The sequence below is a fragment of the Terrabacter sp. Ter38 genome (assembly GCF_024519435.1).
Taxonomy (GTDB): Bacteria; Actinomycetota; Actinomycetes; order Actinomycetales; family Dermatophilaceae; genus Terrabacter.
In genome coordinates, this window is sequence record NZ_JALJRZ010000003.1 from 351,144 (window position 1) to 364,888 (window position 13,745).

The 13,745-nt window shown below is 71.4% G+C and carries 4 protein-coding genes; 2 read left to right on the forward strand and 2 right to left on the reverse strand.

What is annotated here, in order from left to right; all coding sequences use genetic code 11:
* Positions 1 to 25 precede the first annotated feature (25 nt).
* Positions 26 to 1,984 (forward strand): M13 family metallopeptidase, encoded by a 1,959-nt coding sequence (locus NR112_RS08955; protein ID WP_256793885.1) that lies wholly within the window; start codon positions 26 to 28, stop codon positions 1,982 to 1,984.
* 72 nt (positions 1,985 to 2,056) lie between these two features.
* Here NR112_RS08955 and NR112_RS08960 read toward each other — a convergent pair whose 3' ends face one another.
* Together NR112_RS08960 and NR112_RS08965 are read right to left on the reverse strand one after the other, a co-directional pair.
* On the reverse strand, positions 2,057 to 2,512 hold the full coding sequence (locus NR112_RS08960) for a GNAT family N-acetyltransferase (RefSeq protein WP_256793652.1): 456 nt from the start codon (positions 2,510 to 2,512) through the stop codon (positions 2,057 to 2,059).
* A complete protein-coding gene (locus tag NR112_RS08965) occupies positions 2,512 to 2,976 on the reverse strand; it encodes an SRPBCC family protein (RefSeq protein WP_256793653.1) in 465 nt (154 codons plus the stop codon). Before NR112_RS08965 ends, NR112_RS08960 begins: the two co-directional genes overlap by 1 nt.
* A 224-nt stretch (positions 2,977 to 3,200) precedes the next feature.
* Here NR112_RS08965 and NR112_RS08970 point away from each other — a divergent pair, with 224 nt between their 5' ends.
* Positions 3,201 to 13,736, forward strand: coding sequence for a calcium-binding protein (locus tag NR112_RS08970; protein WP_256793655.1), 10,536 nt, complete (start codon positions 3,201 to 3,203; stop codon positions 13,734 to 13,736).
* Positions 13,737 to 13,745: the final 9 nt, after the last annotated feature.

A 13,745-nucleotide genomic window follows, 5' to 3' on the forward strand; every position in this document is an offset into this window, starting at 1 on the left:
CTCGCAGTGGGGAGAGAACGTGCTCATGAAGTCCGGCATCACGCTCGAAGGTTTCGACCGGTCGGCCCGGCCGCAGGACGACCTGTTCCGGTTCGTCAACGGCACCTGGCTCGACACGACGGAGATCCCGGGCGACCGCGCGCGCTTCGGCACCTTCGACATCCTGCGTGAGGAGTCCACCGCGCGGGTGCGTGACCTCATCGAGGAGGCGGCCGCCGACGAGGCCGGCGTGCCCGGGTCGCCGAAGCGCCAGGTCGGCGACCTCTACGCCAGCTTCACCGACACCGACCGCATCGAGGAGCTCGGGCTCGCGCCCCTGCAGGTCGTGCTGTCGGAGGTCGCTGCGGTCGACGACGTCGAGTCCCTCGGAGCGGCCCTCGGCCGCGTCGCCCGTGACGGCGTCGCCGGCGCCCTGCAGCACTTCGTGTCGCCCGACGAGCGCTCCCCGGAGGACTACGTCGTCTATCTCGAGCAGGCGGGTCTCGGTCTGCCGGACGAGTCCTACTACCGTGAGGACAAGTACGCCGACATCCGCACGGCCTACGTCGCGCACATCGAGCGCCTGCTCGGTCTGGCCGGCATCCCCGATGCCGCAGCCAAGGCCACGAGCATCATGGCGCTCGAGACCCTCCTCGCGGCCTCGCACTGGGACACCGTGAGCAACCGCGACGCGATCAAGACCTACAACGCCCACTCGCTGGATGAGGTCAAGGCGCTCGCGCCCCAGTTTCCTTGGGACGCATGGCTGTCCGGCCTCAGCGCGCCCGCAGGCTCGTTCGACAAGGTCGTCGTGCGCCAGCCGAGCTTCGTCGCGGGCCTCGGCGCGGCGCTCGAGTCCACCGACGTGGCCGACTGGCGCTCGTGGCTGACGTGGCACGTCCTCTCGGAGTTCGCGTCCGCGCTCCCACAGTCGTTCGTCGACGAGGACTTCGACTTCTTCGGCCGCACGCTCTCGGGCCAGCCGGAGAACAAGGAGCGGTGGAAGCGTGGCGTCTCCGTCGTCGAGTCCTGTGTCGGCGAGGCCGTCGGGCAGCTGTATGCCGAGCGCTGGTTCCCGCCGGCGGCCAAGGAGCGCATGCAGCAGCTCGTCGCCAACCTCGTCGAGGCCTTCCGCCGGTCCTTCTCGTCGCTCGAGTGGATGGGTCCCGACACCCGCGCACAGGCCGTGGACAAGCTCGACGCGTTCACGCCCAAGATCGGCTACCCCGACGTGTGGCGGGACTACTCCACCATCGAGATCGACCCGACCGACCTCATCGGCAACGTGCGCCGCAGCTCGGCCTTCGAGGTCGACCGCAACCTTGCCAAGATCGGCGGTCCGATCGACCGCACCGAATGGTTCATGCTGCCCCAGCACGTCAACGCCTACTACATGCCGTCGATGAACGAGATCGTCTTCCCGGCCGCGATCCTGCAGCCGCCGTTCTTCGACCTCGACGCCGACGACGCCGTCAACTACGGCGGCATCGGCGCCGTCATCGGTCACGAGCTCGGCCACGGCTTCGACGACCAGGGCTCTCGTTACGACGGCACCGGAGCCCTGCGCGACTGGTGGACCGAGGCCGACCGCGAGCGGTTCGACGCGCTGTCGCAGCGGCTCATCGAGCAGTTCAGCGGCTACACCCCGGCGGGGCTGTCCGACGACCACAAGGTCAACGGCGGTCTGACCGTCGGCGAGAACATCGGCGACCTCGGCGGCCTGCAGATCGGCTACTCCGCCTACCGCATCGCGACCGAGGACTCCGGGATGCTCGAGCTCGACGGGTTCACCGGCCCTCAGCGCTTCTTCATCGGCTGGGCGCAGGTCTGGAAGGGCAAGGCCCGCGAGGCCGAGGCCATCCGGCTGCTCGCGATCGACCCGCACTCGCCGCAGGACGTACGCGGCAATGCCGTGCGCAACCTCAGCGAGTTCCACGAGGCCTTCGCGGTCAAGCCCGGCGACGCCCTGTGGCTCGACGAGGCCGAGCGGGTCCGCATCTTCTGAGCGCGCGCGTGCGGCGACCGCCCGAGTGGCGCCGCCGCGTGACGACCGACCCCGTGGGCAGTGCCCGCGGGGTCAGTCGTCGAGGGCGAGCTTGAAGCCGATGTGCGAGGCCACGAAGCCGAGCCGCTCGTAGAAGCGGCGGGCGTCCGTGCGGCTCGCGTCGCTCGTCAGCTGCACGAGGGTGCACCCGAGACGGCGGGACTCCTCGACGGCCCACGTGACGAGCTCGGTCCCGAGACCCGTGCCGCGCTCGTCGCGGGAGACGCGCACTCCCTCGACGACCGAGCGCGTGGCTCCGCGACGGGACAGCCCGGGGATGACGGTGAGCTGGAGCGTGCCGACGACCCTGCCGTCGCGCTCCGCGACGACGAGGTGCTGCGCAGGGTCGGCCACCACCCGGTCGTAGGCCGCGTCGTACGTCTGCCGGTCACCGAGGTCCTCGCGGGCGGCGCCGAGCGGGTCGTCGGCGAGCATGGCCACGATCGCCGGCACGTCGCCGCGGATCGCCGGCCGGATCGTGACCTCCATCAGGCGCTCTCCGCGGTGCGCTTGAGCTGCGCGAGCCCCTTCTCGAAGTCGGGGCCGATGAGCTTCTCCATCGACCACACCTTGCTCATGAGACGCATGACGAGGTTCTGCGGGCCGGTCATGGCCCATTCGACCCGGGTGCCGTCGCCCACGGGCGTCAGCGTGAAGTCGACGCGGTTGTGCGCCTTCATCGGGGCGGCGAAGAGCAGGTCCACGGCGAGGTGCCGCGGCTCCGACTCGAGGATCTCCATGCGGCCCTCCCCGGCCTTGCTGTTGCCGCGCCAGGCGTAGACGGCGCCCACGCCGGACGTCGGGCCGGCGTACGTGCGCTCCATCGCCGGGTCGAGGCCCTCCCAGGGCGACCAGGCCTGCCACTCGTGCAAGTCGTTGACGAGAGCGTGGATCCGCTCCGGGGGAGCGGCGATCGTCGTCTCGCGGCTGATGTGGAAGCTCTTGTCGGCCATGGCCCGCATCCTGCCATCGCGAGCCACCGGTAGGGCGTACGCCGGGTCGGACGACCCCTATGTCCCATGTGTCACATGCGCCCCGATATCACCGATTCAGAATGAGTTCGGGGGGTTTTCCGGACATGTGACGTGTTCCTCAATACCTTGGGCCGAGGGATGGCGTGGCGGACACGGCCCGCGCAGGGAACGGGCACACGACACGCCCCCTCATGGGGAGAATCATGGTGCGCAAGTCGATTCGTCGTGCCCTCGGAGCCGGTCTCACCTCGCTCCTCGTCGTCGTGGGAGCGTTGGCCGGCCAGTCGCCTGCGTATGCCGCGGACCCCGATCCCGGTGTCGACCGCGTCGTCGCGCTCCTGGGTGGTAGCGGAGGCACGCGGAACCTCGCCGCCTGGACCTCCGGGCTCGCCGACATCGGCGCACTCGGGAAGCCGATCCCCTTCGTGTCGGCGAGCCCCGGTGGCCTCGCCGGCGCCGACGACCTCATCGACAAGGGCGTGGCCCCGGCCCTCGCCGGGACGACGACGTGGGCCGGCCTCGCGACGTCGGGCGAGTCGGTCGCCCTGCCCGGAGGCCGCGCCGGGACGCTCGACGTCTCCGTCGACGACCTCGGCGACGGCAAGCGCGTCCACGTGAACCTCGTCGTGACCCGGACGGCCACCCAGCAGGCGCTCGCCGTCAGCTCCACGAGCCCCAAGGTCGAGCTGTCCTCACCCAAGGGGGTCACGGCCACCGTCGAGGCCACGCTCTCGCTCTGGGTCGTCTGGACCGGACCCACGACCAACCGCGTCTATCTCGCCAGCGACACGGCCCACGCGCCGCGGCTCGACGTCGACGTCACGGCACAGCTGTCCGGCTCCGCCAAGGCGGCCGTGGGCATCCTCGGCGTCACGCTCAAGAGCACGGACTTCACGGTCAAGGCCCACGCGTACGCCCGTGTCAACGACCCGAACAACGACGGGATCCTCGCCTTCGACGCGGCCGGGGTCGGCGACGGCGAGCTCGCCGCGGACGGCTCCCTGGCCGGCCTCGCCTCGGCCGACCTCGACCCGACGGGCTCGCCCTCGGACCCCGGCACGCCGGGCTCGGTCAGCGGCACCCTGTCGGTCGCCGCGGACACGAGCGGCATCGCCGGTGTCAGCTTCCCGGCCAACGTCGCCGCCGACGTCACCCTGACGTGGCCGAACATCTCGACGGGCACGCCGACCGTCTCGGCGCCGAGCCTGGCCACCCTCGTCGGCAGGTTCCAGAACATGAGCCTGCGCGACCTCGCCGACGGCCTCGCGCAGGTCGCGGTCGCCCTCACCGGCATCCAACAGGCGAAGTTCGACCCCGACGGTGCCGGGCCCCTCCCGACGACCGGCAACCTCGACCTGCCGTTCCTGCGCGGCACCGTGTCCGACGCCATCAAGGCGAACCAGGTCCTCGTCGACTTCCTCAAGGCCAACGTCGTCCAGCAGCCCGACCCCGACCAGCCGACGCCGCCGGGGTTCGACGCGACGACCGTCGGCAACCCGACTTTCGACTCGCTCCAGGACCTCATCGGCAAGCTCAAGGCAGCCGGCATCGGCCTCGACGACCTCGCGTGGGACCCGACGACGAGCAAGCTCGTCTTCCGCATGCGGATGGTCAAGGCGGCACCCGACACCGGCGTCGCCATGGACGCCGGCAGTGCCCGTACGTCCCGGCCCACGGCGACGTATGCCGCCACCGGCCTCACGCTCGACGACGGCACCCAGCCCTGGCAGGCGAACCAGTGGACGGGCATGCGCGTCATGGCCGGCACGTCCGCCGGAGAGATCGCCTCGAACACCAAGAACGCGCTGACCCTCTCAGGTCCCTGGATCGGCGGGCAGCCTTCTGCCGGGACGCCATTCGTCATCGTCGGTCCGGAGGCACAGCTCGGGGCCGTGACCTTCGGTGACCGACTGACCGACCAGCCCGTCGCCGGTGGGCCGCGCCGCGGGATCCTCCGGGCGAACTCCGCCCAGACCTTCGCCACCGTCAAGCCGTCGTTCGCGGCGGACCTGACCCTCGTCCTCGACCTGCAGGATGCCCGCACCGGCGCCGCGTGCATCGGCTTCGAGGGCAACACGAAGGCCTGCCCCTTCCTCCAGACGACCGGGGCCTTCAAGACCAACGTCACCTCGCTCCCGCTGGGCGCCGACCGCGTGCTCATCCGCACCGGCAGTCCACTGCTCACGGCCGACTTCCCGATCGACACCGCGGTCGACTTCACCGCCAACGCCGGCTTCTTCCAGGTGCGCCTCAAGGGACACCTCGCGGTGTGCAACAGCGATGCGCCCGCCGGCTGCTCGGCCCCCGGCTCGGGGCACATGCTCTCGATCGGCCTCAAGCAGGCCGGAGATGCCCAGCACGACATCCGCCTGCGCCAGCTCTTCGACCAGCTCGTCACGGCGAGCCCGACCGGGCCGAGCAAGGCCGGTGACCTGCTCGACGTCGACGTCAACGTCCGTGCCACCGCAGACCTGTCGGCCTCGATCCCCGAGGCCGACGGCTTCCTGCCTGCCGGCACCGACGTCGGCGTCTCCGCCTCGTGGAACGACCTGACCCAGCTCACCGGGACCGACGGTCCGCAGCTGGACCTCAGCCGACTGAGCCGGATCTTCGCGCTCGACATCAAGCCGGGCTCGCAGGCGGAGCTCTTCGCGATCGTGCTCAAGACCCTCCAGACCCTCGCCGCCCAGCTCGCCGACGCCCAACCCGGCGGCGCGTCGGGCGTCTACAGCCGCGAGATCCCCGGCATCGGCACGTCCCTGCGCGACCTCATGCAGCGCGACTCGTCGGGTGTCGGCAGCGACGTCAACTACGGCACGAACACCCTCCAGCACGTGGGCCGCACGTTCGACGCGTCCTTCGTCGGACGCACCGTCATCGTCGGCACCCAGGTGGCCGTCGTCGCGTCGGTCGCGGGTGACACGGTCACCCTGACCGAGAACTGGACGACCAAGCCGGCCGACGACACCGCATACACCTTCCGCTCGCCCCTCGACGACGCCATCGACATCATGTCGGTGCACCCGCCGCAGAACATGCAGGACCTCGTCGCGTTCCTCGACGAGCGACTCGGCACGGGCGCGCTGCACTTCCGCTACCTCGACGACGGCGGGACGCCGAGCGTCGTGCTCGACCTCGACTGGAAGCGCGACTACCAGACGAACGCGCCCCTGCGCCTCGACCTCGGCGGCGACCAGTCGCTCGTCTCGGCGGCCGCCACTGGCCAGGGCTCCGTGCACGTCAAGGGCGGCGTGGACGTCGGCCTCGTCGTGCCCCTCGCGCCCGGTACCGGGCCGGGCGACGCCTCATCGCTCAAGGTCCTCGCCGACTCGAAGGTCAGCGTCGCGGCCGCGGCCAGCTTCGACGGCCGCGTCGCGGGCACCATCGGACCGCTGACCGTCTCGGCCGGCGACCCCGGCGGCGATGCATCCAAGCAGGTGTCCCTCAAGGCGGACGTCAGCCTCGACCTGGCCGACGCGAGCGCCACGGCCGACACCCCGGTGAGCTTCTCGACGTTCCTCTCGGGCCTCGACGTCAGCTTCAACGCCACGAACACCCCCGTCGACTGCGGCGAGAGCCTCGCGACCCCGCTCATGGTCTGTGGCACCGTCCCGCTCTACGCGACCGTGCCGGGCAGCCCGGCGGCCTCCCTGGGCTCCATCGCGCTGCGGCTCCCGGACTCGACGAACCCCGCCGACCTGGCCACCCTGACCGGGAACCTCCCGGCCCCCGATGCCGCCAAGAAGCGCTTCGAGGTGCCCGACCTGTCCGCGGCGTTCGCGAGCGCCTTCGCCGACTTCACCCAGATCGGGCCTGGCCTCGACGGCTACCTCGAGAAGATCGAGCAGGCCATGCGCCTGGCCACCTTCGATGGCAAGCTGCCGTTCGTCGGCAAGGACCTCCAGCAGGGCGCCGACTCCATCGGCCGGCTCCGGACGGAGATCAAGTCCAAGCTCGGCAACGTGCCGGCCAGCCCGGCCGAGGCCCGCACCTACGTCAACGACAAGCTCGCCGAGGCGATCACCGCAGCCGGTCTGCAGAAGACGACGCTCGAGGTCAACTACGAGTGCAAGCTCAAGCTCGAGCCGACCGGCGCACCGACCCTGGCTGCCACGCCGTCCACGACGGGCTCCACCTCATGGCGCTACGAGATCGTCGCCAGCCAGGGCAGCGGCACCGGCACGGGCGGCGACACCGTCCCTTCGGGCGCGAGCGCCTCGGCGACGACGTCGTGGACGACCCTCGGCGGCGGCAACTCGATCACGGTCTCGTGGTCGGCGGCCGCGGGTGCCACGAAGTACAAGGTGCTGCGCAGCAAGGACGGCGGCGCCTACGAGCTCGTCAAGGTCGTCGACGCGGCGCCCGGCAGCGCGCAGACCTTCACCGACGACGGCACCGCCACGGCCACGGCATACGCCCCGGTGAGCACGAAGCCCGACCGCACCGACTGCCCGACGACGAGCATCAACGGGATCAGCCTGTCGTTCACCATCAAGGCGGGCACAGTCACCCCCGAGCAGGGCTGTGTGGCCGGCTCGGGCTGTCTCGGTGACGGCAAGAAGCTGCCGCTCGACATCGGCATCCCGGGCCTCGCCCTCAAGGCGGGCGACACGGACGCCATCACCTACGGCGTCGGTCTCCAGCTGCACCTCAAGGCCGGTGTCAACACGACCAAGGGCTTCGTCATCTACACGCACGACGCCTGGCAGGACGGGGCGCCCGCGCCCGAGTTCGGCCTCGGCGCCCGCTTCGACATGCCCGCGTCGATGAAGGCCCAGCTCGCGTTCCTCGACATCGACGTCACGAAGAACGGCACCGCGCCGCTCTTCGCCGGCGCCTTCCTCGTCGACCTCAAGTCGCGCGACACGACCGAGTCCGACGGCTCGGTCCTGACGGTCGCCGACATCGGGGACGGGGACGCGTCGTCGCTCTTCGGCATCTCGCTCACGGCCAAGGTCAAGGCCGACTGGATCGTCAAGGCGTCGGTCGACTCGGTGCTTCCCGGTGTCCAGGCGAACTTCGTCATGGGCTGGGAGTTCACGAACCAGGACCTCAAGCACCTCGGCGCACCGTCCATCGAGTTCAAGGACGTCGCCATCGACGCCGGTGGCTTCCTGTCCAACCTGCTCGGGCCGGTGCTCAAGAAGGTCAAGTCCGTGACGGGCCCGCTCCAGCCGGTGCTCGACACGCTCTACGCCCCGATCCCCGTCCTGTCCGACCTCAGCCGGATGGCAGGTGGCGGCGACGTCAGCCTCATGACGCTGGCCAAGACGTTCAACACCCTGGCCGGCGGCCCGAAGCTCGACTTCGTCGACAAGATCGCCGCACTCACCACGCTCATCAACAACCTGCCCGACTGCGGCGGTGGGGGGCCGTCGTGCCTCATCCCGATCGGCAGCTTCACCGTGAGCGGTGACAAGGCTCTCGACACCGACGTGTCCCCGACGAGCAGCCTCGCGCCGGGCACCGCGGGCTCCCTCATCAAGGCCGCCAGCGCCGCCAGCCCGGACACCGTGAAGTCCGCCCTCAACACCAAGGGCGGCAAGGGCAACGTCTTCGGTGCCGGCGGCGCCGCCGGCAGCGCCAGCAAGTCCGGCTTCACCTTCCCGATCCTCGACAACCCGTCGTCGGTCTTCAGCCTGCTCATGGGCAGCGACGTCTCGCTCGTCGAGTTCGACAGCGGCCCGCTGACCCTCGGCTTCACGTGGCGCCAGTCGTTCGGGCCGGTCTACGCCCCGCCGCCCGTCATGGTGACGCTGTCGGGGTCCGCCTCGGTGACGTTGCGCTTCATGGCCGGTCTCGACACGGCCGGCATCAGGTATGCCGTCGAAGCCGCCCAGCAGGGGGCTGCGGTCAACCCCGTCAAGCTCCTCGACGGCCTCTACTTCAAGACGACGGACTCCGAGGGGCGGCCGGTGCCGGTCGTCCAGCTCGACGGCGAGATCGCGGCGGGGGCCGCGGTCACGGCCGTCATCATCACCGTCGGCATCGAGGGTGGGCTGCACCTGACCATCGGCTTCCACTGGAACGACCCGAACAACGACGGGAAGTTCCGGGTCAGCGAGTTCCTCCACGCCGCGGTCAACAACCCGCTCTGCCTCTTCACGACCACGGGTCGGCTCAGCCTCTTCCTGCGCCTCTACGTGACGCTCGGGTTCTCCCCGTTCAGCGTGTCGTTCTCGATCAACCTCGCGGACATCACCCTGCTCGACTTCACGGCGCAACCCAACTGCACCCCACCACCACCCAGACTCGGCGGCACCTCGGACGGCACGCTCGCCGTGTTCGCGGGACGCTTCGGCACCGATGCCCAGCGCGGTGAGCCCTGGGGCAACACGAGCGAGACCGAGGCGGACGTCGTCAAGGTGACGGCCCTGCACTTCGCCCAGACGGCCGCCGACCCCGACGGCGCCGACGCGGGCTTCGACGGGTTCGCGATCCAGATGCTCGGCGAGCGGCGTGAGTACCTCGACCCGACGCTGAAGCGTGTCGTCGTCGACGGCCGCGGCTCGTCGACGCCCCTCGTCGTCAGCTTCGTGGGTGACGGCAAGAAGGACTCCGACCCGTCGTCGGCGGGCGGCGCGGGAGACCTGAGGTCCTTCGACAAGGACGCCATCGTCTTCGGCACCCCCGGCAACGACCAGATCCAGACCGGCACGGGCAGCTCCTGGGTCGACGGCGGCGACGGGGACGACCGCATCGTCACGGCCGACGTCGTGGGCCAGGTGGCCCGCGTCGCCGGCGGGCTCGGCGCCGACGCCATCACGACCGGACAGGGCGACGACTTCATCACGGGCGACGGCAGCCTGCCCTCGCCCCCGAAGTCCTTCTCGGCGACGCTCAACGGCGTCGACGACGCCAACTGGCCGGGCAAGACGCCCATCACGCTCGGCGACCTCGTCGACCCGGCCCAGCTGAGCGTCGACCCGACGACCCGCGCCCAGACCACGGGCGGCGCCGACACCATCAGCGTGGGCCTCGGCCGCAACCGCGTCGACGCCGGTCCCGGCGACGACAAGGTCGGCGTCGCCGCGGATCGGCCCGACAGTTCGGGGACGACGATCCGCTCGAAGGGCAACGTCCTCGTCGGCGGCCTCGGCAGCGACTCGGTGACCGGCGGGACCGGGCCCGACACGATCTACACGTCGTCGGAGCAGACCTTCGGCGTCGACGCGGCGGGCCAGCCCGACACGCTCACGACGCCGAGCGGCCAGCCGACGGTGCCGAACATCGTCGAGACCGGCTCCGGCGACGACGTCGTCTACGGCAGCCGCGAGCAGGACGTCGTCACGAGCCACTCGGCGCCGTCCGAGCACGCACGCATCCTCGGCGGCGGGGGCGAGGACGCCCTCGTCGGTGGCTACGGCTCCGACGCCGTCTACGGCGGCCCGGGTGACGACTACGTCGTCGCCGAGCCCAGCCGCGTCGGTGGTCTCGGTGCGACCGAGACGATCGAGGGGGTCACCTTCGGGCACACCCGCGTCGTCGAGCACCAGGCCCTTCCTGCCGGCACGGCACCGTCGTCCAAGACGCTCGTCGGTGGCCGGGGCAGCGACCACGTCATCGGCGGCGACGGACCGTCCACGATCTTCGGCGACACCCTGCGTGACGCTGCGACCGTGACAGCCGCAGCCGACGAGACCTGCCGCGCGGGCGCCCCCGTCGCCTCGGACCCCGTGCCGGAAGGCACGTCGGGTGGCAGCGACCCGAGCACCGACGACGGTCCCGACCTCATCACCGGCGGCGCCGGCGTCGACACCATCTCCGCCGGGGGTGCGGCCGACCGGGTCGACGCCCGTGGCGGCGACGACCTCGTCTGCGGTCAGCAGGGCGACGACGTCCTCTTCGGCGGCGACGGCGCCGACCGGGCCTGGGGCGGCACCGGTCAGGACCGCGGCTACGGCGGCCAGGGCCTCGACCAGCTCTTCGGCAACACCGGGGCCGACGTGCTCTACGGCCAAGAGGCCGCGGACGTCATCGAGGGCAACGACGGCGCCGACTGGGCCAGCGGCGGCGACGGCGACGACCTCGTCTACGGCGGCACGCGGGCCGCGGGCCGCACCGACACGGATCCGGCCGATGCCGGGGACGTGCTCTCGGGCGACACCGGTCGCGACATCCTCATCGGCGACAACGGCACCGTGGACGACCCGTCGTCCTCCGCCGACGCGCCTGCCGTCCCGTTCGACCTCGCCGGGACCTCTCCCGACGCCGGTCGCGGCGACCAGCTCTTCGGCGGCGCCGGCGACGACACGGCGTACGGCGGGCTCGGCGACGACCGCGTCAACGGCGGCGACGACGCGGACCACCTCGAGGGCAACAACGGCTCCGACCTCGTCCACGGTGACCGGGGCGAGGACGAGGTGGTCGGTGGCTCGTTCCAGCAGGCGACCGCCGGCGTCGGGCGACCGGACTCCGGTGACGTGCTCTTCGGCGACGCCGGCCCCGACATCGTCGCCGGTGACAACGCCGTCGTGACCTCCGGGGTCAGCGCGGCCGACTCGACGCCGATCACGCGCATGCGCGGCTTCGCGACCACGCACCGCATCACGCTGCTCGACCTCGGCGCCGGCCCGGTCCTCGCCAACTCGGGGGCCGACCAGGTCTTCGGCGGTGACGACCCGGACGTCGTGCTCGGTCAGCGTGGCACCGACCGACTCAAGGGCGACGCGGGCGACGACTACGTCGAGGGTGGGCCCGACATCGACTGGGTCGAGGGCGACCTCGGCGACGACGACCTCGTCGGCGGCAGCTCGACGCCTGCGGGTGGCTCCGGCGACACGACGTCCGGCCAGCCCGACACCGACGACGCCGTCTTCGGTGGTCCCGGCGACGACGTCGTCCTCGGCGACAACGGTCAGGTGCTGCGCCCGGGCGCGGGCCAGGCACCCACCTCGGTGACGGTCCGCCTCGGGAGCACCCCGGGCGCGGCGATGACGTCCCGTGTCATCGAGCCGTACGACCGCTCGGTGGGTTCGGGCTTCCTCACGACCCCGTCCGCGACGCTCTACGGTTTCGACCGCCTCTCCGGCGGCGACGGCGTCGACGTGCTCGAGGGACAGGACGGCAACGACGTCATCACCGGTGACGCCGGCGCCGACCACGTGCAGGGCAACGGGGGAGCCGACGCGCTCTTCGGTGACCTGCCGTTCGGCACGGCCTCGGCGCACGGCACGGCGGCGACGGCACTGAGCGCCGCCTGGCCCGGGTCGGCCAGCGCCGTGGGGCTGCTCCGGGGCACGAGCACCGATGCGGGTCAGGACGACATCGTCGGTGGCACCCCGACTCCCGGCTTCCGCGACGGCGCCGACGTCATCGAGGGCAACGGCGGCGACGACGTCGTCCTCGGCGACAACGGCTCGCTCCTCCGCACGCTCGTCGGCGCAGCGGGCACTCGCTCCGAGAAGGCGTATGCCGACCGCTACCCGGACGGTCCGCTCCCTGCCGACGCGACCGCGTCGCGCACGCACGACCCGGCCCTGCCGGGTCCGAGCACCCGCTTCTGCACCACGGCGCAGGCGACGTGCGAGGTGGCCGGTGCCTTCGGCGCCGACGTCATCTGGGGTGACGACGGCAACGACGGCATCTGGGGCCAGGACGGTGACGACACCGTGTCCGGTGGGGCCGGCGACGACGACCTCTACGGCGAGCTCGGCAACGACCGTCTGACCGGCGACAGCGGTCGGGACGCCATCGTCGGCGACCGTGGCGGCATCGTGAACCAGTACCTCAGCGCCGGCGACAGCCCGGCGGCGTTCACAACCTCGCTCAACAGCCCGCCCAAGGAGAGCTTCACCGGTTTCCCGCGGACGGCGTACGACCGGCGCGTCGACCTGCTCCACGACGTCGACGGTGACCAGTGGATCGGCTTGTCGACCGACGCGTCCATGCCGCACAACGGCATGGACGAGGGCGGACGCGACCTCATCCGGGGCGGCACCGACGACGACACGATCCACGCCGGCTACGGCGACGACGTCGCCAACGGCGACAGCGGCGGTGACGACGTCTTCGGTGACGACGGCGAGGACGTGCTGTGGGGCGGTCAGGGCTGCGACGCCGGGCTCGACGGCAACACGCCCGACTGCCGCACCAACGGCGCCTTCGACCCGACGTCGCGCGGCACGGGTGACCGGTTCGTCGACCACCTCTTCGGTGGGGCAGGCGAGTCCGACCCCGCGAAGCAGGACGTGCTCGGCTCGGACCTGCTCGACCTCAGGCCGCGCGGCAGCTACACGCCGGGCACCGGGTGCACGCTCGGCGACTGGCCGCTGACGTCGGGCACGAAGAAGGCCGTCACGACGGTCGACCCGTGCCTGTGGTTCGAGATGACCGGGACCGACGACGCCGACCCCGCGAACAACAACCACCACCAGGGGACCGACTGGATCTACGGCGGCTGGGACCGCGACGTCATGCAGGGCGACGTGACGGCCAACGGCCCGAACGCCGGTGACCGGCTCATCGACTGGAACGGCGCCTACAACCTGTTCTCGCACTGCAACTCGGCCTACGGCGGCTTCAACGACGTGCGTCAGCACTCGCCGGCGATGCAGGACTTCCTGCAGCAGCTGGCGTGGGCCACGGGCGCCGGACGGTCCGCCACGGACGTGACGACGGCTGGGACGTCGGCCTTCCGCGAGCTCGCCCTCGTCCACCCGGGCGAGACGGAGCACGGGGCAGGGGCGGCCTACCCGGGCACGCCCGGCCACTTCGACGAGGCGGCCTGCCAGAACTGAGACTCGCTC